Here is a 22034-nt window from a genome sequence, read left to right as displayed (position 1 = left end):
CCGGCCGTCACGTTACCGGCATGCGAGTTCCCATACAAGCGCATCGAAGAGCGACCGTGGTGAGCGAACGCAGCCGCGCGCCGATCTCTCCGCGATCACCCGCGCTTAGCGCTCAGCGCGCCGCCGGACGCTGCCCGATGCGCACGCCGATCACGAGCGTCCCGCCCTGCCAGTTCTGCCCGGCGACGAAGAACGGATCGCCCGGCGACGCGACGATCTGGAGCAGGGGGAGGTAGTCCGTCTGGCCCGGCGTGTTGATCGAGACGCGCACGCGGTAGCGGCCGTCCTCGGTCGGCCGCTCGAGCTCGACGCGCAGCTGTCGCCCGTTGGGCAGGCGCACCTCGATCGGCTGCTCGGCCGAGAGATGCGACGTCGTGCGCGAGAGCACCTCCATCGTGTGGAAGGCGTTGAACGGCGGGCGCCGCAGCGCGGGGATCTCGGAGAGCGCGGGGTCGATCGTCCCCTCGGTCTCGCTCGCGAGCACCACGAAGACCTCGCTGCGAACCGCTGCCGCCGTCGCGCCGGTGCCGGCGTTCGGCGGCCCGGTGCGCGCCGTGGTCGCGCCCGCTTGAGCGAGCGCGCGCGGGCACACCGCGATCGAGAGCGCCGCGACGAGCGCGAGCGCGAAGAGCTTCGTCCCGCTGCTCATCATTGCTCCGGCGTGATCTCTTCGGGGGGCGGCTCGATCGCGTCGACCGGCGGCTTCGGCTGCACGTCCGCGAGCCACACCACCGCGTAGCGCTCTCCGTCGTCGCCCTCGACCGCGAACACCGCGCCCGAGTTCGATCCGAAGTCGACCTCGAGCACCTCGGTCTGGAACACGAGCTCTTCCGCGTCGGGCTCGCTCGCGCCGAGATCGATCGCGTCGTCCTCGCGGCCCGGCTGCTCGCCCTGCGCGATCGGCCGACCGTCGGTGCCCGGCGGCGGCTCACCCGGGCGCAGCACGAGCAGCAGCACCGCGGCAGCGAGCGCGAGCCCCGCGATCACCACGCCGGCGATGCGACGCTGGCGCGCGGGATCGTGCGCCTTCGGCGTGCGGGCGCGTTCCTCGGAGCGCCCGCCCTCGACCGCGCGCAGCGCGGGCTGCGGCGCCGCCGCCGGCTTCTCCGCGATCCGCGACTCGATGCGCGCCCAGAGGTCGTCGCTCGGCACGTCGTCGAGCTCGTCCGCGACCGACGCGCGCACCACCGCGCGCACCTCGCGGAGACCGTCGAGCTTCGCGCGCAGCGCGGGCTCGGTCTCGACGAGGCGGCGCACCTCGGACGCCTCCTCCGGCGAGAGCTCGCCGTCGAAGTACCGATGCAGCCGATCGTCTGCGAAACGCTGATCCCCCACGGCGTTCACTCCTCGACCTCGAGGTCGCCTCCTTCGACGAAGTCCTGGAGAGCCACCTGCATCTTCCGGCGCGCGTGGAAGAGGCGGCTCATGATCGTTCCCTTGGGCACCTCGAGGACCTCTGCCATCTCTTCGTAGCTGAGGCCTTCGATCTCGCGCAGGACGATCACCTGGCGGTGGTACTCGGGCAGCGTCGCGAGCGCCTCCTCGACGCGCTGCATGAGCTCGCGGCGGATCACCGTGCGGCGCGGGTTCGCGTCGAGCATGCGCGGCAGCACGTGCTCGTCGGCGAGCGCACCTTCGCGATCGATCGCGTCGTCGTACTCGACGGGGCGCGCCGTCTTCTTGCGGCGGAGCTGGTCGATCGCGAGGTTCATGACGATCCGGTAGAGCCAGGTGTAGAAGCTCGAGCTGCCCTGGAACCCGTCGAGGTGCCGGTGGACCTTGACGAACGACTCCTGCACGACGTCCAGCGCGTCGTGCTTGTTCTTGAGGACGCCGAACGCGACCGCGTACGCGCGCTTGTGATAGCGGTCGAAGAGCTCGCGGAAGGCGCGCTGATCGCCCTGCTGAGCACGCCGCACCAGCTCGCGATCGCGCTCGCGATCCTCGGGCGCGCGCGCAGCGGGAGGGAGCTCGTCGCCGAGCTTCTCCAGGGCTGCGGCATCGAGAGTCTCGGCGGCATCGCGATCGGGGCTCGCATCGTCCGGGTCAGACGCGCCCGATGCCTCGGGATTCACCGCCGCGTCGAGGTTCTCGTCGGCCGCGTTCTCGTCCGAAGCGAGGCGCGACGCCTCGGACTCGCCCGAGACGTCGTGATCGTCGTCGGACGCGCGCGGCCCGGCCGGAGACTTGGCCGCCGAGGGCCGCGTCCCCGCGCCGCTCGCAGGGAGCTCGGCGTCCCGCCTGGCGCGCGTCATCTCGCGGATCCGTAGCACGGACGCCCGCGGGGTTGGAACACGGCGTCGCCGTCGGGTATGAGCGACGGCTCGCATGGCCATCGACCTCTCGACCCTGAACCCGCCCCAGCGCGACGCGGTCCTGCACGGCGATGCGCCGCTCGTGGTCTTCGCGGGCGCGGGAAGCGGCAAGACGCGCGTGATCACGCACCGGGTCGCGAACCTCGTCGCGGAGCGGGGGATCCCGCCGTGGCGGATCCTGGCGGTCACGTTCACGAACAAGGCCGCGCAGGAGATGCGCGAGCGCCTCGAGCACCTCGTGCCGGGCGCCGCGCGCGATCTACAGGTCGGCACGTTCCACGCGACGTGCGCGCGCCTGCTCCGCCGCTACCACGATCGCATCGGCCTGCGGCGCGACTTCACGATCTACGACGAGGCCGATCAGCGCGCGATGATCACGCGCGTCCTGCGCGACCTGAAGATGGACGAGAAGCGCTTCCCGCCGAAGTCGATCGCGGGGCGCATCGAGCGCGCGAAGCAGGAGATGGTCGAGCCCTCGGAGATCGACGCCGGGGTCGTCGACACGCCGCACGTGCGCGCGATCGTGACCGAGTACGAGAAGCGCATGGCCGCGGCGAGCGCGCTCGACTTCGGCGATCTCATCTACCGCATGGTGCGCGCGCTCGAGAACGACGAGGTGCTGCGCAAAGAGCTCGCGACGCGCTTCCAGCACATCCTGGTCGACGAGTTCCAGGACACGAACCACTCGCAGCTGCGCATGGTGCTCGCGCTCGCGAGCGTGCACCGCGCGCTCTGCGTGGTCGGCGACGACGACCAGAGCATCTATCGATGGCGCGGCGCGGATCGCCGCAACATCCTCGATTTCCGGCGGCATTTCCCGGACGCGCACGTCGTCAAGCTCGAGCAGAACTACCGCTCGACCAAGCGCATCCTCCGCGCGTCGCACGCGGTGATCTCGCGCGCGTTCGATCGCGAGCCCAAGGAGCTCTGGACCGACAACGACGAGGGCGCGAAGGTCGAGGTGCACCGGCTCAACACCGAGCGTGAAGAGGCGAACCTCGTCGTCACCACCGCGCGCGCGCTGAAGAACGAGGGCAAGTCGCTCGCGGATCTCGCGATCTTCTATCGCATCCACGCGCAGTCGCGCGTGCTCGAAGAAGCGCTGCGCGCGGCGTCGCTGCCCTATCGCGTCGTCGGGGGCGTGCGCTTCTACGATCGCGCCGAGGTGAAGGATCTGCTCGCGTACCTGCGCGTGCTCTCGGTGCCCGAGGACGACGTCTCGCTGCTGCGCATCATCAACGTGCCGGCGCGCGGCATCGGCAAGACGACGATCGATCGACTGCTCGATCGCGCCGCGGCCGCGGGCAACGGCGTGTGGGAGGCGTGCAAGGCGCAGTCGGAGGAGCGCGGCGGGAACAAGCTCGGGGACTTCGTCGGGCTGATCGAGTCGCTGCGCGCGAAGGTCGCGGACCTCGACCTTCCGGGGCTCGCGCGCACGGTGCTCGACGAGACGGGATACGTGCAGGCGCTGCAGGCCGAGAACACGCCGGAAGCCGACGCACGCCTCGAGAACCTCGCCGAGCTCGTGGGCTCGATGGAGCAGTTCGTCGCGGAAGCGGAAGAGCCGACGCTCACCGCGTTCCTCGAGCGCGTGACGCTGCAGACCGACGCCGAGGGCGGCGACAGCAAGGGCGAGAACGAGATCGTCACGCTGATGACCGTGCACGCCGCGAAGGGGCTCGAGTTCCCGGTCGTGATCGTCGCGGGCATGGAGGAGCAGCTGTTCCCGTTCCGCGGGCTCGAGCAGGACGCGGATCCCGAGGAGCTCGAAGAAGAGCGTCGCCTCGCGTACGTCGCGTTCACACGCGCGCGAGAGCGGCTGATCCTCTCGTGGGCGAGCACGCGCTACTTCTTCGGCAACCTGCGCGACTGCACGCGCTCGCGCTTCATCGACGAGCTGCCCGGGTCCGACGTGAAGTTCGTCGGTGGCACCGGGGATCGCCCGAGCTTCGGGCGCGCGAACGCAGGGTGGATCGAGGATCGCGGCAGCACGCGCGTGGAGCGCTTCGATGCGCGCCCGTCGCGCGTGCTCTCGACCACCGCGGGCCCGATCGAGGCCAAGGTCACGCGCAAGAGCGGCGGCCAGGTCTCGCTGCGCGTCGGGCAGAGCGTCAAGCACGTGCGCTACGGCCAGGGCAAGGTGGTGCGCTTCGGCACCGGCGATCCGCCGAACGTCGACGTCGAGTTCCCCGGGCACGGGAAGAAGACGATCCGCGCCGACTTCCTCGACCCCGCGTGATCGGTCACGCGCGACGGCGCTCGGGCGGACAGCGCTGCCCGTACGCCTCGTAGAGCAGCACCGCCGATGCGACCGCGGCGTTGAGCGAGTCCATCGCGGTCGCCATCGGAATGCGCACCGCGAGATCACACGCGTCGATCATCGCGTCGCTCGCGCCTTGGCGCTCGGAGCCGAGCACGAGCGCGGTCGCGCCCCGATAGCTCACCGCGCGATAGTCGTGACGCGCGCGCGGCACGGCCGCGACGAGACGCGTCCCGGTGCGCGACGCGAACGCGCGCAGCGACGCGACGTCGGCGTCGATCACGGTCGTGCTCACGATCGCGCCCATCGACGCGCGAGCGCAGGCGGGATCGAACGGATCCGCCGCGCCCTCGCGACCTCCGCGCAGCATGACGACACCGTCGACGCCTGTCGCGTGGGCGGTCCGCAGCGCGGTGCCGAGGTTGCCCGGCGAGCGCACTCCGTCGATCACGAGCCACAGCGCGCGCGGTGGTGGGCGGATCGCCTCGATGCTCACGCGCCGCTGGCGCAACACGAGGAGCACGCCCTGCGGCTCGCGCGCGCTCGCGAGGTCCGCCGGCTCGCTCTCGCTCACGCGCAGCTCCGGCACGCCGCGCTGTCGCATTCGGCGCGTCATCATCTGCGCCATCGTCGTGCGCAGCGCACCGGGCGCGACGACGGTCGCGACGACCTCGGCGCGCGCATCCACGGCCGCGACCGCGAACCGCGCGCCTTCGACGACGTAGAGCCCGGTCGCCTCTCGTGTCGCGCGCTCGCGCAGGGCACGCACCAGGGCGACGTCGATCGGGCTCACGTCCGGGGGCGCCCTCGTCCTCTCCTCGAGTGGGCGCCCGACCCTACGAACACGTGATGGATCAATGGCTCGTCGCAGCGCGCACCGCAGCGTGGTGCGCGAGGACGAGCGCGAGCATGCGCCGCCGCGCTGCTCGCGTCCATCTCAGGGCGCCGGCGGGAACGTCCACCAGAGCACGAACGCCGCATCGGGCGGCGATGCGGGCCCGCAGATCGTGTGGTTCGCGCGCAGGAGCCGCGCCGTCGCGAACGAGCCGGGCACGCTCGCGGTCTCGCCCTCGCTCAGTCGAACCGTCCCGCCCTCGCCGTGATCCCAGCCCGCGGCGCGCGCGTCGACGGTCACCTGCCCCGTGTATCCGACCACGCGGCACCCGTCGTCCGCGAGCTCGTCGCACGAGGGCTCGGCGCTCCACGTCACGCCGTCGACGGCGAAGCTCGGTCCTTCGAGCGCACCGTCGTGCGCGTAGAGCGCGAGCTCGTAGTACGCGCCCGCCTCGCCGCCCTGATGCGTCGCGACGAGGACGATACTGCTCGCGCCGACGTGCGCCTCGAACGGTCCTCGGTCGAGCAGCGACACCGACGCGAGATCGGCACCGACACCGCCGACGTGGAGCACGCACCGGCAGTCCGCATCGGCGTCGGGGCACAGATCGAGCGCGAGCCGCACGCCGTCGATCTCGGGCGCGGCTTCGGGCGGCGCGCTCATGCTCCCGCGGAGCACCTGACCCTCGCAGGGATGCGTCCCGAGGGGCTCGCGCACCACCGTCACCCGCGCTGTCGATGCACCGCACAGCGCGCCCGCATCGCTCGGCCCCGCGTCGATCGCGAGCGTCGCGTCGCGGCGCATCGCTGCATCGCGTGGCAGCGACGCGTCCGGACCGCGCTCCAAGCCGTGATCGGCGTAACAGCCCGCGAGCACCGATGCGACGATCGCCGCTCCTGCGTACGCCCTCATGCCCAGGGAGCGTACACGGAGCGGCCAGCGGGCTCGCGCGGGTCAGCTCGTCGCGGCCTTCGACTCGCTGCCGCCCGAGCTCGACGACCCCGAGCTCGACGAGCCCCCGGAGTCACCGCCGCTCGATCCCCCACCGGACTCGCCGCTGGACTTCTTCGCGGCGGGCTTGTGGTAGAGGTCCTTGTACCAGCCCTCGCCCTTGAGCATGAAGTTGCCGCCCGAGATCAGGCGCTTCGCCTTCTCCGCGCCGCACTTCGGGCAGACCTTCACCGGGTTCTCGGAGATGCGCTGCTCCATCTCCCAACCGGCGCCACACGCCTCACAGCTGTACTCGTACGTCGGCATGATCCGGCGCGAGGGTAAAGCGCGACGACCGAAAGGCAAGCCCGCGCTCGCCGTCATTCCTGGCAGTCGGCGCCCTCACGTCGCCACGAGGCGCGGCTTCGCGCGACAGACCGCGCCCATCGCCGCGCCCAGCACGCCCCACTGCAGCATCGTGAGGACGAGCAGCACCAACCCCGCCACCGGGAGCCCGACCCAGAGCAGCGCGGCGGGGGCACCGGCCTCCGCCGCAGCGGTCGCGCCGAGCGCCATCGCGAGGACGCCCGCGCCCGCGACGCGCGTGACGAACGCCCACACGGCGAGCACCACGATCAGATGGATCGGCGCGCCGATCACCAGCTTGATCGCGCCGAGCACGTCGAAGTACGCGAGCCGCGAGTGGCGCGTCGCCATGAGCGTCAGCCCGATCGGCACGTGCACCGCGAGCAGCAGGTTCGCGACGACGAGCTGCATCGGGAGCTCGCCCGCGGCGAGCGCGGTCGGATCGGAGCTCGCGCCCGAGAGCAGCAAGCCGACGTTCGGCACGACGAACGCGACGATCACCACGGCGCCGTCGAACACGCGCGCGTAGAGGTCGTCACCGTCGAAGTCGGGCGGCGGATCGGGCCCTTCCTCGCGACCCAGCACGGCCCACAAGCACGCGCGGAACCACGAGAAGAGGTGCCCGATCCAGAACGCGCTGCCCGCGAGCATCCCGAGCACCGACACGCTCAGCCCGGTGTAGCTGCGCATCAGCAAGAGCCCCGTGCCCGCGGTCGCGAGGAGCACGAACCCGATCGCGAGCAACACGGTGCGCAACAGCCAGCGCAGCGCGCCGCCGCGCAGCGGCGTCAGGAGCGTGCGCGGGAGCGACGCGAAGAACGTGACGAGCGACTCGCCCTCGGGCTCCTCGGTCGCGGCCGGCGCGACCGGAGGAGGCGACGAGGCCGGCGGCGCGCTGCGGCGAGGTGCGGGCGCCGCGGGAGGAAGGTCCAGGTCGAGCTCGGGAAGGGGCAGCAAGGGCGCTTCGAGCGCGGCAGGCTCGCTCGGGCTCGCTGACGAGCCCGGCGCCGGCGGCCACGACGACACCGCCGGGGGCGTCGAGGGCGGCGGGTACGGTGAAGGTCGTGACGCAGGCTGGAGCCCGCGATGGCTCGACGGATGACGGCTCGCCGGCTGTAGCCCGTGCGGGCTCGGGTACGAGCCGCGTCGCAGCGGTCGCTTCAGGAGGCGCACGCGCCATCCGGCGCGGCGAAGCGGCGCGAGGAGCTCCTCCGCGGAGCGCTCGTCGACGTCTTCGAGCACCTTCGCCGGCAGCACGTCGAGCGCGCGCTTCGCGCCGCGCGGATCGAGCCCCAGCACCACCCCGGCGGCGTGCACCGCCTGCTCGCGATCGACCCCCTCGTCGATCGCCTGGAGGATCACGTCGTACCGATCCAACACGGCCCCCTCGTCGCGCCGCGCCCTGGCGCTCCGTGCGCGAGCGTGATGCCCGCCGCGATGGGCCGCCATCGGAATCACCGACGCCCGCTGCGCAAACGCGAAGAGCCGCCCGGCACCACCGAGCGGCTCTCTTCGTTCGTCGGGCGATCCCGCGGCTCAGCCCTTCGCCATCTCCTCGCGCTTCTTGAGCTCTTCGAGCGCGGCCTCGAGCTCGGCCATCTCGGCCTCGTCCATCGGCGCTTCCTCCGCCTCGACACGCGCCGGCACCGCCGCCTCGCGCGCCGGCATCAGCCCCATCTCGCGCTTCAGCTCCTCGAGGTCCGCGTCCGCGCCCGCCGTCTGCTCGAGCCGCGCGAACTTGTTCTTCAGCACGTCGCCCGAGTACTCCTCGTGGAGCTCGCCCGCGGCCTCGGCCTCCGCCTCGGCCTGCTCGATCTTCTGCTCCATCCGCGAGAACGCATCGAAGGCGCTGGTGTCCTGGAGGGACCCCATCGTCTTCTGGATCTCCTGCATCGCCTTCGCGCGGTTGTTGCGCGCGATGAGGACGTCCTTCTTGCGCTTCGCCTCACCGATCTTGTTGTTCAGCGCCTGCAGCGCGGCCTTCACCTGGTTGACCGCGATGTTCTGCTTCTTCCACTGATCCTCGAACGCCTTCGCGATTTGCTCGTGCTCCTTCTTCCGCTGGAGCGCTTCCTTCGCGAGGGCGTCGTCACCCGCGCGCACCGCGAGCATCGCCTTTTTGTGCCACTCGTCCGAGACGGCTTTCTCGCTCTGCCATTGGCGGTGCAGTCGCTTCTCGTCGGCGATCGCGATCGCGACCTGCTTCTTCGCCTCGACGAGCTGCGCGTTCATGTCGAGGATGATCTGGTTGAGCATCTTCTCCGGATCTTCCGACTTGGAGATCAGGTCGTTCAGATTGCTCTTGATCAGCGTCGCGAGGCGGCCGAAGAAACCCATCTTCGTGTTGTCTCCCCTCAGGCGTCGGAGTGAGCTCAGCGTCGGGTGAACGAGATCGAGATCAGACGTCGGCGCGGCGATCGTCGTTGCGGCGATACTTCGCGATGCGCTCGTGATGGTTCGCCATCGCGAGGACGAACTCCTCCACGACGCCGGCGAACTCGTTGAAGTCGAGGTTCTCGAGCAGGTGGCTCGCCGTGAGCAACACCATGCCGTCCGATGCGCCGTACGCGCCGTGGACCATCTCGGTCGCGTTGAGACGCAGCAGCTCGAGATAGAAGTCGCCGCACTTCTTCGGATCGATCGCCGCGAGGTCGATGACCTTGAGGCGGAACAGGCAGATGCCGTTCGCCATGCGTACGACGATGTTCTCGCGCGAGCCCGACGCGTCACCGACGAGCCAAGTGTCCTCGGCGAGCTCGCGGTGCGGGTGGTTCGAGCGGAGAAGGTAGGCTTCGATGTCCTCGCGCGTCCTCATCGCCGGCGTTCTCTCCGTGGATGTTCGCTCCTCCCTCGAGAGCGAGCATCGCGGAGAACCGTACCGCCGTTCGCGAGAACGCGCGAGAGCCAACCTTCTTTCCCGACGCGCTCACGCGCGTCGAGATCGCGTCACTCCTCGTCGCCGCCCGGGTTCGCGAGCTTGCGCGTCCAGAGGATCGCGTCCTTGCGCTCCGAGGTGCCCTTCGGACCGCCGCCCGCGATCTGGATCCCGCTCGCGAGCAGGCCCGTCTTGCGGAAGCCCGCCGCGACGTACGCGGTCGCGAGCCCGATGTCGTCGCTCGGCGCGAACCCGAACGCGCTGACGATGCCGCGCTCCTTCAGGTCGTCGCACAGGAAGCGCAGGCCGCCCGTCAGCGCGAGCACGTCGAGGTCGTCCGTCGGCGCGCGCAGCACCTCGACGAGCGAGTGCCCGAAGCAGTCCTGGAACTCCGCCGAGAGCCAGTTCGCGCGGCCCTTCTTCGCCGTCGCCTCGACGAAGTAGCGCGCCGCGTCGCGACCGAACGCGTCGAAGCCCGAGAGCCCCTGGCCCTTGCGCCAGACCTCGTCGCGCGCCTTGAGCGCGTCCTCTTCGTCGCCGATCACCGCGCTCACCATCGGCAGCGTCTCGGGGACCTCGCGCGCGTTCTTCTTGCCCGCGTTGACGGTGCGCTCCGCGAGCTTCTGGCCCTCGTCGCCGACCTCGACCGACGCCGTCTTCTCGCCGATCACGCAGCCCACGAGGTGGCCGTCGCTGCGCTTGTAGAAGCCGGGGATCGTGCCCTCGCGGACGAAGCCGACGCGCGTCCAGCTCGACACCTCGTCCTTCTCGACGAGGAGGATCACCTTCTCGACGCCCTCGCGCCGCGCGACGTTCTGGATGAAGAGGCGCTTCGCCGGCAGCGCGCCCGAGCGGAAGTCGATCACGCGGATGAGCCCGGTGCGCCGGTTCAGGAGGAGGCACAAGAACGCGCTCTCGCTCTTGAAGTGGAGCTCTTCGACGACGGGCTGGTTCTCGGGAGTACGCGCGGCGGCGGCCTTGGCCATGAAGGAAACCTCGCTGGAGCTCAGAGAGCGGCGGTTCGCTAGCGATGCGCCGGGGTGGCAGTCGCCGAAAACCGAGGGAATTCGGGGCCGCAATCCTGGATCTCGGGGCGTGCGACGTCAAATGGACGGCGAAACGGGGTCTGGAGACCCCTGTTTCACGCGCGAATCAGTGCAGGATGCCGTCGTCGTCGTCCTCGTCCTCGTCACGCGCGCGCGCCTTCCGTCGCTCGATGGCGGCGAGCTCGCGGTGCAGCGCGTCGTGGCGCAGCTCGAGGACGCGGCGCCGGCGTCGCGCGAGGAGAAGCGGGAAGAGGGACCACGCCTTCGCGCCGTCGAGCGGAGGGACGGGCACCAGGTTCAGCACGATCAGGAGAAGGTTCGAGACCAGGAGCGCCCGCGCGAGGTCCCCGACGAAGCCGCCGTGGGGCTCGAGCACGCGCACCAGCGCGAACGTCGCGGCGAGGAGCAGCCCCTGCGCGACCACGCCGCCCCACGCGATGATCGCGTGATCCAGCGGAGTGCCCCACCCCGCGGCGTACCGGCACTCGCCGCCCATCCAGTGGAGGTCGATCGAGACCGCGTACAGCCCGCGCTTGCGCACCAGGAATGCATGCCCGAGCTCGTGCGCGAGGAGCAGCACGAAGAACCCGAGCGCGCCGCCGAGCGTGCCGTGACCGAAGAACGCGAGGCCGGGCAAGAGCGACCAGTGCAGTCGCACTGGCGTTGGGAGCTGGCGCGCGGTGACGACGAGGTGCGGCGCGATCCACTGCACGTGCATGGCGCGAGCGTAGCGGGTCAGTGTTTCTTCGTCGCCGGCTTCTTCTTCGCCGGCTTGGGCGGACGGCTCGCCTCGTAACGCGCGATGTAGCCGTCGACCGTGATGCGGCGGACGGTGTCGCGCACCACGTCGAGCGGCAGGTCGGCGAGCGCGCGGAAGCGCAGGCACGACTTGCCCATGTCGAGCTTCTTGCCCGTCGCGCGATACGCCGCCTCGAAGCGCGCGCGCTCGTCCTCGTCGGCGTCTACGCTCATCAGATAGAGCGACATCGTCGTCTTCTGCGACGCGAGCGCGAGCACCGCGAGCGGCTGCCCGTTGTACGTCTCGGGATAGCGCGAGAGCGGGATCGACCACGTGATCATCCCGTGTTGGATGGTCTCGTCGAAGCCCGGCGCGAGGCTCGCGATGATCATCTCGCGCACCGTCGTGATCGCCGCGCGTCGATCGGCGGGGAGCGCAGCGAGGTACTCGGCGACCGTGCTGACCATGCGCGCGAGGCTACGACGGAAACGAAGAGGCCTGCCCACGACGCGCGCGGGCAGGCCTCTTCCGGTCGAGGGAACGCTGGCTCGTCAGGAGCAAGCGGGGATGGGGCCCCGCGCGCAGCGTTCAGGGATGGGGGCCCCGATCCGGCTTCGCCGGTCGGGGGGAAGGGGTCATCCCATGACCCCTTCCGAGAGATCAGCGACGCGCGGGCGCTTCGCGGAGCGCGCGGTCGATCGCCTGCTGGAACGCGGGGAACGGCTGCGCGCCCTGGAGCAGGCGGCCGTTGATGAAGAACGACGGGGTGCCGATCTCCGCGCCCGCGCGACGCACCGCCTCCATGTCCGCCTGCACGGCGGCCTGGTGCGTGTGCTCGTCGAGCGCGCGGCGGAAGCGCGCCATGTCGAGGCCGGGGACCTGCGTCGCGTAGCGCTCGAGATCCTCACGCGAGAGCGCGCGCTGGTTCTCGAACAGCGTGTTGTGGAACTGCCAGAACGCTTCCGAGCCGCGCTGCGCGAACACTTCCATCGCCGCCTCGGCCGCCGGGCCCGCCTGCTGGTGGAAGGGCAGCGGGTAGTTGCGCCAGACGAGGCGCACGCGACCCTCGTACTGCTCCATCACCTGCTCGATCGTCGGACCGACGCGCGAGCAGAAGGGGCACTGGAAGTCGCTGAAGATCTGGATCGTGACCGGCGCGTTCGCCGCACCGCGGGTCGGCGCGTTGCGCGGGACCGCGATGTCGTAGACGCGATCGGCGTCGGGCGCCGCCGCGGCCTCTTCGCCGCCGCCCTCGGGCATCGGCAGCATGACCGGGCTGGTCGCGCCGTTCGCGATCGTCGCCTCGTACACGCCGGCGCGCGGGGTGCCCGCCGACACGCGCTCACGCGCACGCGCGAGCTCGGCGTCGATCACCTGCTGGAACGCCTCGAACGGCTGCGCGCCGCGCAGGTTGCGGCCGTTGATGAAGAACGACGGCGTGCCGCTCGCGCCGAGCTGGCGGGCGAGCGTCTGGTCCGCCTCGATCGTCGCGCGGTGCGTGTGCTCGTCGAGCGCGCGGCGGAAGCGCGCCATGTCGAGGCCGACCTGCTGCGCGTAGCCTTCGAGCTGCTCGCGGCCGAGCGCCTGCTGGTTCTCGAACATCAGGTCGTGGATGCGCCAGAACGCGTCGTTGCCGCGCTGGCGGTACGCCTCGACCGCGGCCTCGGCGGCGGGCATCGCGTTGTCGTGGAAGGGCAGCGGGTTGTGCTTGAACACGAAGCGCACGTCACGCCCGTAGCGCTCCTCGATCTGGTCGAGCGTGGGGCGGACGCGGTTGCAGAACGGGCACTGGAACTCGCTGACGATCACGATCGTGACGAGCGCGTCGTTCGGGCCCTTCGTCGGCGAGTCGCCGACCGGCACGCGGTAGACCGCGTTCGGGTCCGGCTGCGGACGGCGCGGCGGCGCCTTCGCGGCGGCGGCCTCACCCTCGGCCGCGGCGGGCGCGGTGCGCGCGCCACGCATCAGCGCGGCGTAGTAGCCCGCGCGCGGCGTGCCGCCCGAGATCGCGCGGTTCGCGCGCTGGATCTCGTCGCGGATGACGGTCTCGAACTGCTCGTAGGGCTGCGCGCCCATGAGCTGGCGGCCGTTGATGAAGAACGCGGGCGTGCCACGCGCGCCGAGCGAGTTGGCGGCCTGCATGTCCGCCTGGATGCCCGCCTGGTGCGTGTGGTTGTCGAGCGCCGCGCGGAAGCGGGTCATGTCGAGGCCCTGCTGCTGCGCGTACTGCTCGAGGTTCGCGCGCTCGAGGGCGCGCTGGTTCTCGAACAGCGTGTTGTGCATGCGCCAGAAGCCCTCGTCGCCACGCTGCGCGTAGGCCTCCATCGCGGCCTCCGCGGCGGGCATCGCGTTCTGGTGGAACGGCAGCGCGTTGTTGCGCCACACGACGCGCACGTCGTTGCCGAAGGTCTCGATCACGCGGTCGATCGTCGGCTCGACGCGCGAGCAGAACGGGCACTGGAAGTCCGACCACATCACGATCGTGACGAGGGCGTCGTCCGGGCCGCGCTGCGGCGCGTTGTCGGGCGCGAGCGCGCGGAAGCGCTCGACGTCGTCCTGCACGGCCGGGCCCGCGCCCGGCTCACCACCACCGCCGGCGCGATCGCCGGCCGCCATCTCGATCTCCTCGCTGGCGGCGCCGCTCCCGCGGCCGGTGAGGTTGCCGATCATCAGGCCGCCGACGAACGCGATCAGGATCGCGATCACGGCCGACGGCGTGCTGATCGTGCCGGTCGGCTGGACCGGCGGGTTGTTGGTGCTCTTGCTTGCCATGGAAAAAGGGTCCTCTCGTGGCGCACGGCGGCGCGGAGCGAGCCTCCGCACCGGCGAGCGCCGGAACTCGGTGTGTTTCGGATCGAACGATTCGCGAACCGCGCGCGGCGACGACCGCCGCGCGGAGATCGATCCCGGCGCGCGCACGCGCACGTCGGGATCGTCGATGCGACGCGACGAATCGATCAGGCGCGCGGGGGACGATCGAGCCGGAACGCGACGCCGCTCGGGCCGCGCGCGATCGCGCGCGGGAAGCGGACGAGCGTGACGCCTGCGCGCGCGATGCGCGGCGTCGTCAGGATCGTGGCGAGCGGCGCATGGCGGAGCGTCTCGCGGTGCGAGGTCTCTCGCGCGTCGTCGCGCTGACAGCGGGGATCGTCGGCCGACCGGCACCACGCGACCGGCCCGCGCGGCCGCGCCGGCTCGGGCGTCACCTCGGGGTCCGGCGCGGTGCGATCGACGGTCTCGATGGTGTCGTCGGGCGACTCGAGGACGTCCGCGATCTCCACGACCGACGCCGCGGGGAACAGCGTCTCGGGCCCGAGGCACATGCAGTCGTCCGCCGCCGCGCGGCCCCCCGAGAGGGACAGCGTCGCGATCGCGAGCGCGGCGAGGACGTAACGCGGCATGCGTCGGAGCGCGGGAGTCTACCCCTCGAGTGCTCGGTGGCAACCCCGGCCGCCAGCGCTCTAGGGCCCGCCCGTCGTGAGCGGGAGCCCCTGCGGGCCCATCGCGATCCGCATCGCGGCGCGTTGATCGTGCTCCTGCTCGCCGTTAGGCTCGCGCGTCTTTTCGGAGCCCGCCGAGCGAACGAGGCGAGCCCGCTCCGTCGACCAGGGAGACTCGCTGCGATGAGCACGTTCACCGGTACGCTTCCCGCGCTGATCACCCCGTTCCGCGACGGGAAGGTCGACGTCGCGGCGCTGCGCGAGCTCGTCGAGCGCTGCGTCGTGGGAGGCTGCGAGGGGCTCGTCCCGTGCGGCACCACCGGCGAGTCGGTGACGCTCTCCGAGGAAGAGCACGCGCTCGTCGTGCGCACCGTCGTCGAGCAGGCGAAGAAGCGCGTCCCCGTCGTCGCGGGCGCGGGCACCGTCTCCACCTCGCACACGATCCACCTCGCCGAGATCTCGCGCGACGCGGGCGCCGACGGCCTCCTCCTCGTGTGCCCCTACTACAACCGCCCGACCCAGGCGGGCCTCGAGGCGCACTTCCGCGCGGTCGCGAAGGCCGTCCCGCTCCCGACGCTCCTCTACAACATCCCGGTGCGCACCGGCGTCGACCTCGCGCTCGAGACGCTCGAGAAGCTCGCCGACGTGAAGGCGATCGTCGGCATCAAGGAGGCGACCGGGAACGTGCTGCGCAGCCAGCAGATCGTCGCGCGTATGGGCGATCGCTTCGACGTGCTCTCGGGCGACGACGCGCTGACGCTCCCGGTGCTGAGCGTCGGCGGCAAGGGCGTCATCAGCGTCACCGCGAACCTGCTCCCGAAGGAGACCAGCGACGTCGTGCGCCTCTGGAACGCGGGCGACGTCGCGGGCGCGCGCGCGCTGCATCTCCGGCTGAGCGCGGTGCACGAGGCGATGTTCGTCGAGGCGAACCCCGGCCCGGTGAAGGCCGCGATCGCCGACGCCGGGCACATCGCGAAGGAGATGCGCCTGCCGCTCGTGTGGCCCGCCGAGCCCTCGGTCGACAAGGTGCGCGCGGCGCTGCGCGACTTCCGCGGAGCGCGCGCGTGACGTCGCGTGCGCTGCGCGTCGCGATGCACGGCGCGGGCGGGCGCATGGGGCGCGCGATCGTGCGCGCGATCGCCGAGGACGGAAAGCTCGCGCTGGTCGCCGCGATCGATCGCGAGGACGGCGAGGCGATCGGCCAGGACGCGGGCGAGCTCGCGGGCGTGGGCGCGCTCGGGGTGACGGTGTCGGCGGATCGCGCGCTCGCGACGAAGGCCGACGTGGTGATCGACTTCTCCTCGCCGCACGCGACCGCCGCGATGGCGCGCGCCTGCGCCGCGGCGCGCACGCCGATGGTGATCGGCACCACCGGGCTCGACGGCGAGGCGAACGCCGCGATCGGCGCGCTCGCGAAGGAGGCCGCGGTGGTCGTCGCGCCGAACACCGGCATCGGCGTGAACGTGCTCTTCCACCTCGCGGCGGAGGCGGCGCGGCTGCTCGGCCCGGCGTTCGACGCCGAGATCGTCGAGATGCACCACAAGAAGAAGGTCGACGCGCCGAGCGGCACCGCGATCCGGCTCGCCGAGCGGGTCGCGGACGCGAAGGGCCTGGGCCCCGAGTCGTTCGTGCACGGGCGCAGCGGTCAGGTCGGCGCGCGCCCGGAGCGCGAGATCGGCATCGTCGCGCTGCGCGGGGGTGACGTGATCGGCGATCACACGCTGGTGCTCGCGGGGCCCGGCGAGCGCATCGAGCTGACGCACCGCGCCCACGATCGCTCGCTGTTCGCGACGGGCGCGCTGCGCGCGGCGCGGTGGGTCGCGTCGGCGGGGCGCGCCGGGCGGTTCGACATGGGTGACGTGCTCGGGCTGCGGTGACTGCGCGCGAACGGCCGAGCACGCGCAGGTGGCACGTGGACGAGCACGCGGGACGAGCACGTGCACGAGCACGGGCGTCGCTCGGACGGGCCTCGAGGGTCGACGAAACGGGATCCCACGTCGTTCGAGTCACCCGAACGGGTGAGCCGAGCGGGATCGCATGCCGATCGGGCGACCCTCGAGGCTCGGCGGAGCGGGATCCCATGTCGTTCGAGTCACCCGAACGGGTGAGCCGAACGGCACGCGTGCCGTTTGGTCGGGGGTAGCTACCCCCAACCACCGGGATCGATCCCGTTCGTTCGACCCCGAGGGGTGCCCGAGACGGCACGCGTGCCGATCGTTTGGGGGTAGCTACCCCCAATCGACGGGATCGATCCCGTTCGTTCGACCCCTGAGGGGTGCCCGAGGCGGGATCGATGCCGTTCGTTCGACCCTGGAGCGTCGGGCTCACATGTGATCGAGCGTCAGCGTGCAGTCGGGGGGGCACGTGATCGCGAGCGTGCTCGCCGTCGCGTCGTAGGTGCCGGTGCACGCCACCGCCTCCGCGCCCGCCAGCGAGAGCGATGCCGTGACCGCGCCCTCGGCGTCGACGCTCAGCGTGCCCGCGACGGCCGCGTCGGCGACGGTCGCGATCATCCACTCGCAGGCGCTCGCGCCGGCGCGGACGGTGAGCGTCGCGCTCATCGCGACGCCGCAGCCGCCGACCGTCTCGGCGTAGGTGCCGGGGGTGAGCGCGACGCACGCCGGGCCGCTGTCGGGCGTCGACGCGTCGCGCGCGCCGGAGTCGGTCACCGCGGCGTCTCGCGCGCCCGCGTCGCTCGCGCCGGCGTCGGTCTGCGCGCCGATCGCGCGGCAGGTGCGATCGGACGCGCAGCGGTAGCCGAGCTGGCAGTCGGTGTCGATCACGCACTCGGGGCCGTCGTCGCCGCAGGCGGCGAGCGCGAGGACGAGAGCGACTGGGAACAGCGCGCGACGGATCGACATCGCGGCCGAGGTTACTTCATCACGTGGCGGTACACGAAGAGGCCGCTGAGGATCTTCGGCGCGAAGAAGGTGCTCTTCTCCGGCATGACGATGTCGGGGTTCGAGAGGCCCGCGTCGGCGACCGCGACGAGCTCGTCGATCGACACCGGGTGCAGCGCGATCGCGAGGTCGTACTCGCCGCGATCGACGGCCGCCTTCATCTGATCGATCTGCGACTCGGGGTAGTAGTCGAAGTGCTTCGGGTCCTGGATCATCGAGTGCGTCAGGCCGAGCTGCGGGTAGAGCTCGCGCTCGAGGATCGAGCAGTCGAGGCGACCGACGACGTCGGTGGGGATCGACTTCGCGTCGAGCAGGTACGCGCCGTCGCGCGTGTAGAGACAGAACGTGTGCTTCGGCGGCGTGTGCAGCGTGCTCGTGGGGCGAAGCGCGAGCGCGCTCCTGATGTCCGCGAAGCGACGCACGCCGTTGACGACGCGGTCGTAAGCCTGGATGCGCGCTTCCTCGGTGACGTAGACGAGCGCGTGGGTCTGCGGGTTGAGCAGCGCCGCGTGATAGCGGTGGTGGCCGTCGGCGATGTAGAAGGGCTGGGTCGCGAGCGTCTCTTGGATCTCGCGGCCGAGCTCGCTCGCCTGGGTCACGCGCCAGATGCGCGACTCGATGCCGTGCAGGTCGTTGAGCGCCTGGAGGTCGGTCGTGAAGTGGTAGAGCGGCGCGTCGCTCTTGGCCTTCGCGAGGACGGCGCCGATCTTCGCGCGGGTGAGCGCGAAGACGGGACCGAACGTGTGATCGGTGGCGCGCGCGAGAGCGATGCGGCCTTTGACCTTGTCGTCGAAGGTCTTCTCGTGGCGGATGATCTGCTTGGCCGCGTAGGGCGTGACCTCGGCCGCGACGAAGACACCGGTGCGGGATTCGGCACCGAAGCGCTGCTCGTAGACGTAGTAGGCGGGCTCGTCGTCGGCGATCAGCGCGGCCTCGGAGCGGAGGCGCGCGAAGGCCTCGGCGGGGCGCTCGCCGAGCGTGACGTGGTAGAGCGACTGCGAGCGCGCGGCGAGGAGCGCCTCGAGCTCGCTGCCCTTCTTGATGACGTCGTAGGGCGGCGCGGTGACGAGAGCGACCTGCTCGGGCGCGGGGCGCAGACCGGTGAGACCGATGGTGGCGACCATGCGGGCCTCGGTACCAGAGAGGCGCGGCCGCGACAATGAGCCGCGCGTGAGGAACGGCCGTGCACGAGCACGTATGCTGTGCGCGTGCGGCTGGCGGTGATCGGGGACGTGCACCTGCGCTTCGACGCGCGCGACGTGGCGGCGCTCGATGCGGGTGGGTACGACGCGGTGCTCTTCGTCGGGGATCTCGCGGGGTACGCGCAGCGCGGGGGCGTGAAGGTCGCGAAGGTGATCGCGACGCTGCGCACGCCGGCGATCGTCGTGCCGGGGAACCACGACGCGACGAACGCCGCGCAGCTGCTCGCGGAGGTGATGCACAACGAGGCGGCGGCCGCGCTGGTGTCGCGCGGGATGGGGAAGCGGGTCGCGGAGCTGCGCGATGCGCTCGGCGGCGCGACGCTCGGCGGGTACTCGCTGCACGCGGTGCGCGGGGCGGACGGCGAGCGGATCGAGGTGGTGGTCGCGCGGCCTCACTCGTTCGGCGGGCCGCGGCTCTCGTTCCGCGCGTACCTGCGCGAGGCGTTCGGCGTGGAGTCGATCGAGCAGTCGACGGAGCGGCTGTGCGCGGTGATCGATCGGGTCGAGGGCGCGCGTGTGATCGTGCTCGCGCACAACGGGCCGAGCGGGCTCGGGGATCGACGCGATGCGATCTGGGGCGTCGACTTCAAGCCGAGCGAGGGCGATCACGGCGACGTGGATCTGCGCGCGGCGATCGAGCATGCGAGGGCGCGCGGCAAGAAGGTGATCGCGGTGCTCGCGGGGCACATGCACCGGAAGCTGCGCGGCGGGGGCGAGCGCGCGTGGCAGGTGCGCGAAGGCGAGACGCTCTTCGTGAACGCGGCGCGCGTGCCGCGGGTGTGGCGCGAGGGCGAGACGCGGAAGCGGTGCTGGGTCGAGGTGGGGATCGAAGGGGAGCGGGTGGAGGCACGCGAGGTGGTCTCGGGCTGACGGAGCGAGCACGCGCAGGTGGCACGTGGACGAGCACGCGGGACGAGCACGTGCACGAGCACGGGGCTCACGCGGCGAGCAGACGCTCGGATCGCCGACCTCGCTTCCTTCGCTCCGCTCTCTCCTCGGCGGCCCGGTCTTCGTGCGCCCTCGCTCGTTCTTGCTCTCCTCGCGAGGCATCGGGAATGATGGCGCCGTGAGGCGGTCTCTCGATCCGACGCTGCAGCCCGGCGCGACGCTCGACGGACGCTTCCGTCTGATGCGCGAGATCGCGTCGGGCGCGATGGGCGCGGTGTGGGAGGCGATCGACACGACCGGGCGCGCCAGCGATCCGCAGGTCGAGGCGGGCACCGTGGTCGCGCTGAAGGTGCTGCGGCCCGAGCTGCACTCGGAGCCTTCGATCCGCCGGCGCTTCCGGCGCGAGGCGTCGGTGCTGCAGTCGATCTCGCACCCCGCGGTGGTGCGCATCCTCGACCTCGGGACCGATGCGGGCGATCGCTCGTACACGGTGATGGAGCTCTTGAAGGGCGAGACGCTCGAGGCGCGGCTCGCGCGCGACAAGCGGCTCGACGCGCCGACGCTCGCGCCGATGCTCCGCGCGATCGCCGATGGGCTCGGCGCAGTGCACGCGCACGGCGTGATCCACGGGGACCTCAAGCCGTCGAACGTGTTCCTCACCGAGGGCGGCGAGAGCCCGGTGAAGATCGTCGACTTCGGGCTCTCGAAGATCGAGGGGCTCGAGCGGCTCACGCGCACCGGCGAGCTCACGGGGACGCCCGCGTACATGGCGCCCGAGCTGCTGACCGGCGCGAGCGAGCTCGACGCGCGGCTCGATCAGTACGCGCTCGGCGTCGTGCTCTACCAGGCGCTCGCAGGGCGCCTACCGTTCGTGAAGGTGCACCCGGGAGCGCTGATGTTCGAGATCGTGATGGGCCAGGGGACGCCGCTGCGCGAGGCCGCGCCCGACGTGCCCGAGGCGGTGTGCGCGGTGGTCGCGAGGGCGATGGCGCCCAAGCGCGAAGATCGCTTCGCGGACGTGCTCGAGCTCGCGCGCGCGCTCGAGGCGGCGAGCCGATGAGGGCAGCGACGGATCCGAACGCGAAGCTGCGCGGGCGGCTCGAGTCGTTCGTGATCGAGAGCGCGGCGCTGCGCGGGAACGTGCTCGGCGATCCGCATGCGCGCGAGGTGCTCGTGTACCTGCCGCCGTCGTACGACGCGTCGAGCACGCGGCGGTATCCAGTGGTCGTGATCCTCGCGCCGTACGCGGCGACGAACCGATCGATGATCGCGTGGCGCTTGTGGGAGCCGAGCACGTTCGAGCTCTACGAGTCGCTGCTCGCGCGTGGTGAGGCGGACGAGGCGATCCTGGTGTCGCCCGATTGCTGCAATCGGTGGGGAGGGAGCCAGTTCCTCGACTCGCCGGCGAGCGGGCTCTACCAGTCGCACGTCGCGGGCGAGGTGCTGCCCGAGGTCGACGCGCGGTATCGGACGATCGCGGAGAAGGCGGGGCGCGCGGTGGTGGGGCGCAGCTCGGGCGGGTTCGGCGCGCTGCGGCTCGCGCTCGATCGGCCCGAGCTCTTCGCGGCGGTGGGCAGCCACGCGGGCGACGGGCTCTTCGAGGTGAGCATCCGTCCGACGTTCACGAGCATCGCGATCACGATCGATCGCGAGGGCGGCGTCGAGAAGTTCCTCGAGCGCTTCGAGCGCACCGGGCCGAAGGGCGGTGGGGACTTCGACACCATCGCGATGATCGCGACCGCGGCGGCGTACGCGCCGGCACCGGAGTCGCCCTTCCCTCACTGCGAGCTGCCCTTCGACGCGCGCACCGCGCGGCCGATCGACGCGGTGTGGCAGCGCTTCCTCGAGCACGACCCGGTGGTGCGGCTCGAGCGCGACGCGAGCGCGATGCGTGATCTCGCGCTGGTGTTCCTCGACGCCGGGGATCGCGACGAGCACGGGCTGCAGTTCGCGGCGCGCCGGATGGCGGAGCTGCTGCGAGCGCGAGGCGCGAACGTGCGGCACGAGGAGTTCCCGGGCGGGCATCGCGGGACGCACGCGCGGTACGCAGTGTCGCTGCCGGCGCTCGTCGGCGCGCTCGCGAAGGGCTGAGGGTCGATCGCGATCGAGTACGATGCGCGCCGTGGTTCGACGCCATCGCTTCGCGTATGCTCGGCCGCACCGGCGGCGGCACGCGTGAAGGACGACGTGTTGGCTCGTTCGCGGGCTCACCGCCGCGAATGTTTGCTGGTTCGCGGG

At 71.6% G+C, this 22034-nt stretch carries 22 protein-coding genes; 6 read left to right on the top strand and 16 right to left on the bottom strand.

Annotation, left to right across the window (positions count from 1 at the left end):
• Window positions 1-112: 112 nt before the first annotated feature.
• The 3 genes from DB32_RS12050 to DB32_RS49940 are packed head-to-tail and all read right to left on the bottom strand — an operon-like array spanning window position 113 to window position 2255.
• Window positions 113-649, bottom strand: a complete 537-nt coding sequence (locus tag DB32_RS12050; RefSeq protein WP_157068982.1) for a hypothetical protein — start codon at window positions 647-649, stop codon at window positions 113-115.
• Window positions 649-1335 (bottom strand): anti-sigma factor family protein, encoded by a 687-nt coding sequence (locus DB32_RS12045; RefSeq protein WP_157068981.1) that lies wholly within the window; start codon window positions 1333-1335, stop codon window positions 649-651. Before DB32_RS12045 ends, DB32_RS12050 begins: the two co-directional genes overlap by 1 nt.
• A gap of 5 nt (window positions 1336-1340) precedes the next feature.
• Entirely contained in the window at window positions 1341-2255 is a 915-nt protein-coding gene (locus tag DB32_RS49940) for a sigma-70 family RNA polymerase sigma factor (protein WP_083457327.1), read from the bottom strand.
• Window positions 2256-2328: 73 nt separating this feature from the next.
• Between DB32_RS49940 and DB32_RS12035 the strand changes: the two genes are divergently transcribed.
• Window positions 2329-4554, top strand: a complete 2226-nt coding sequence (locus DB32_RS12035; RefSeq protein ID WP_053232572.1) for an ATP-dependent helicase — start codon at window positions 2329-2331, stop codon at window positions 4552-4554.
• A 4-nt stretch (window positions 4555-4558) separates the two neighbouring features.
• On the opposite strand, the gene DB32_RS12030 is transcribed toward DB32_RS12035, so the two are convergent.
• The 11 genes from DB32_RS12030 to DB32_RS11980 form a co-directional block, all read right to left on the bottom strand.
• On the bottom strand, window positions 4559-5368 hold the full coding sequence (locus tag DB32_RS12030; protein ID WP_053232571.1) for a TrmH family RNA methyltransferase: 810 nt from the start codon (window positions 5366-5368) through the stop codon (window positions 4559-4561).
• Between the two features lie 144 nt (window positions 5369-5512).
• Window positions 5513-6322 (bottom strand): hypothetical protein, encoded by an 810-nt coding sequence (locus DB32_RS12025; protein ID WP_053232570.1) that lies wholly within the window; start codon window positions 6320-6322, stop codon window positions 5513-5515.
• A 42-nt stretch (window positions 6323-6364) separates the two neighbouring features.
• A complete protein-coding gene (locus tag DB32_RS12020; protein WP_053232569.1) occupies window positions 6365-6667 on the bottom strand; it encodes an FmdB family zinc ribbon protein in 303 nt (100 codons plus the stop codon).
• Window positions 6668-6742: 75 nt separating this feature from the next.
• The gene (locus tag DB32_RS12015; protein WP_169791422.1) at window positions 6743-8083 is read right to left on the bottom strand and encodes a hypothetical protein; all 1341 of its coding nucleotides are present in this window, start codon (window positions 8081-8083) and stop codon (window positions 6743-6745) included.
• Window positions 8084-8242: 159 nt separating this feature from the next.
• Window positions 8243-9043 (bottom strand): PspA/IM30 family protein, encoded by an 801-nt coding sequence (locus DB32_RS12010; protein WP_053232567.1) that lies wholly within the window; start codon window positions 9041-9043, stop codon window positions 8243-8245.
• Between the two features lie 61 nt (window positions 9044-9104).
• Window positions 9105-9521 carry a type III secretion system chaperone family protein gene (locus DB32_RS12005; RefSeq protein ID WP_053232566.1) on the bottom strand — a complete coding sequence of 139 codons (417 nt, stop codon included), beginning with the start codon at window positions 9519-9521 and terminating at the stop codon, window positions 9105-9107.
• 131 nt (window positions 9522-9652) lie between these two features.
• The gene (locus DB32_RS12000) at window positions 9653-10567 is read right to left on the bottom strand and encodes a hypothetical protein (protein WP_053232565.1); all 915 of its coding nucleotides are present in this window, start codon (window positions 10565-10567) and stop codon (window positions 9653-9655) included.
• A gap of 166 nt (window positions 10568-10733) precedes the next feature.
• Complete coding sequence (locus DB32_RS11995) at window positions 10734-11345, bottom strand: zinc metalloprotease (RefSeq protein WP_053232564.1); 612 nt, start codon at window positions 11343-11345, stop codon at window positions 10734-10736.
• Between the two features lie 17 nt (window positions 11346-11362).
• Window positions 11363-11833, bottom strand: coding sequence for a DUF1801 domain-containing protein (locus DB32_RS11990; RefSeq protein ID WP_053232563.1), 471 nt, complete (start codon window positions 11831-11833; stop codon window positions 11363-11365).
• 193 nt (window positions 11834-12026) lie between these two features.
• A complete protein-coding gene (locus DB32_RS11985) occupies window positions 12027-14138 on the bottom strand; it encodes a DsbA family protein (protein WP_053232562.1) in 2112 nt (703 codons plus the stop codon).
• A 185-nt stretch (window positions 14139-14323) separates the two neighbouring features.
• The gene (locus tag DB32_RS11980) at window positions 14324-14767 is read right to left on the bottom strand and encodes a hypothetical protein (RefSeq protein ID WP_053232561.1); all 444 of its coding nucleotides are present in this window, start codon (window positions 14765-14767) and stop codon (window positions 14324-14326) included.
• A 222-nt stretch (window positions 14768-14989) separates the two neighbouring features.
• Between DB32_RS11980 and dapA the strand changes: the two genes are divergently transcribed.
• Window positions 14990-15874 (top strand): 4-hydroxy-tetrahydrodipicolinate synthase, encoded by an 885-nt coding sequence (gene dapA, locus DB32_RS11975; protein ID WP_053232560.1) that lies wholly within the window; start codon window positions 14990-14992, stop codon window positions 15872-15874.
• A 23-nt stretch (window positions 15875-15897) separates the two neighbouring features.
• Window positions 15898-16683, top strand: coding sequence for a 4-hydroxy-tetrahydrodipicolinate reductase (gene dapB, locus DB32_RS11970; RefSeq protein WP_053238776.1), 786 nt, complete (start codon window positions 15898-15900; stop codon window positions 16681-16683).
• A 447-nt stretch (window positions 16684-17130) separates the two neighbouring features.
• Here dapB and DB32_RS11965 read toward each other — a convergent pair whose 3' ends face one another.
• Window positions 17131-17667, bottom strand: coding sequence for a hypothetical protein (locus DB32_RS11965; protein WP_053232559.1), 537 nt, complete (start codon window positions 17665-17667; stop codon window positions 17131-17133).
• Between the two features lie 11 nt (window positions 17668-17678).
• Window positions 17679-18830, bottom strand: a complete 1152-nt coding sequence (locus DB32_RS11960; RefSeq protein WP_053232558.1) for a DUF1015 family protein — start codon at window positions 18828-18830, stop codon at window positions 17679-17681.
• 84 nt (window positions 18831-18914) lie between these two features.
• On the opposite strand from DB32_RS11960, the gene DB32_RS11955 reads away from it, so the two are divergent.
• From DB32_RS11955 to DB32_RS11945, 3 genes are all read left to right on the top strand, one after another.
• Entirely contained in the window at window positions 18915-19778 is an 864-nt protein-coding gene (locus tag DB32_RS11955) for a metallophosphoesterase (RefSeq protein WP_169791421.1), read from the top strand.
• Window positions 19779-19974: 196 nt separating this feature from the next.
• Entirely contained in the window at window positions 19975-20856 is an 882-nt protein-coding gene (locus DB32_RS11950) for a serine/threonine-protein kinase (protein WP_157068980.1), read from the top strand.
• Window positions 20853-21887, top strand: coding sequence for an alpha/beta hydrolase (locus tag DB32_RS11945; protein ID WP_053232555.1), 1035 nt, complete (start codon window positions 20853-20855; stop codon window positions 21885-21887). Before DB32_RS11950 ends, DB32_RS11945 begins: the two co-directional genes overlap by 4 nt.
• Window positions 21888-22034: the final 147 nt, after the last annotated feature.

This window comes from Sandaracinus amylolyticus (assembly GCF_000737325.1).
In the GTDB taxonomy this organism is placed as follows: domain Bacteria; phylum Myxococcota_A; class Polyangia; order Polyangiales; family Sandaracinaceae; genus Sandaracinus; species Sandaracinus amylolyticus.
This window is presented reverse-complemented; position numbering and strand designations above follow the sequence as displayed.

Bases quoted from the DNA above. Each gene is read 5' to 3' on its own strand.
- DB32_RS11945 (WP_053232555.1), top strand. From the start codon at position 20,853: ATGAGGGCAGCGACGGATCCGAACGCGAAGCTGCGCGGGCGGCTCGAG.
- DB32_RS12000 (WP_053232565.1), bottom strand. From the start codon at position 10,567: ATGGCCAAGGCCGCCGCCGCGCGTACTCCCGAGAACCAGCCCGTCGTC.
- DB32_RS12025 (WP_053232570.1), bottom strand. From the start codon at position 6,322: ATGAGGGCGTACGCAGGAGCGGCGATCGTCGCATCGGTGCTCGCGGGC.
- DB32_RS11980 (WP_053232561.1), bottom strand. From the start codon at position 14,767: ATGCCGCGTTACGTCCTCGCCGCGCTCGCGATCGCGACGCTGTCCCTC.
- DB32_RS11995 (WP_053232564.1), bottom strand. From the start codon at position 11,345: ATGCACGTGCAGTGGATCGCGCCGCACCTCGTCGTCACCGCGCGCCAG.
- DB32_RS12010 (WP_053232567.1), bottom strand. From the start codon at position 9,043: ATGGGTTTCTTCGGCCGCCTCGCGACGCTGATCAAGAGCAATCTGAAC.
- DB32_RS49940 (WP_083457327.1), bottom strand. From the start codon at position 2,255: ATGACGCGCGCCAGGCGGGACGCCGAGCTCCCTGCGAGCGGCGCGGGG.
- DB32_RS12035 (WP_053232572.1), top strand. From the start codon at position 2,329: ATGGCCATCGACCTCTCGACCCTGAACCCGCCCCAGCGCGACGCGGTC.
- DB32_RS12050 (WP_157068982.1), bottom strand. From the start codon at position 649: ATGAGCAGCGGGACGAAGCTCTTCGCGCTCGCGCTCGTCGCGGCGCTC.
- DB32_RS11965 (WP_053232559.1), bottom strand. From the start codon at position 17,667: ATGTCGATCCGTCGCGCGCTGTTCCCAGTCGCTCTCGTCCTCGCGCTC.
- DB32_RS12020 (WP_053232569.1), bottom strand. From the start codon at position 6,667: ATGCCGACGTACGAGTACAGCTGTGAGGCGTGTGGCGCCGGTTGGGAG.
- DB32_RS11990 (WP_053232563.1), bottom strand. From the start codon at position 11,833: ATGGTCAGCACGGTCGCCGAGTACCTCGCTGCGCTCCCCGCCGATCGA.
- DB32_RS11985 (WP_053232562.1), bottom strand. From the start codon at position 14,138: ATGGCAAGCAAGAGCACCAACAACCCGCCGGTCCAGCCGACCGGCACG.
- dapB (WP_053238776.1), top strand. From the start codon at position 15,898: ATGCACGGCGCGGGCGGGCGCATGGGGCGCGCGATCGTGCGCGCGATC.
- DB32_RS12005 (WP_053232566.1), bottom strand. From the start codon at position 9,521: ATGAGGACGCGCGAGGACATCGAAGCCTACCTTCTCCGCTCGAACCAC.
- DB32_RS11960 (WP_053232558.1), bottom strand. From the start codon at position 18,830: ATGGTCGCCACCATCGGTCTCACCGGTCTGCGCCCCGCGCCCGAGCAG.
- dapA (WP_053232560.1), top strand. From the start codon at position 14,990: ATGAGCACGTTCACCGGTACGCTTCCCGCGCTGATCACCCCGTTCCGC.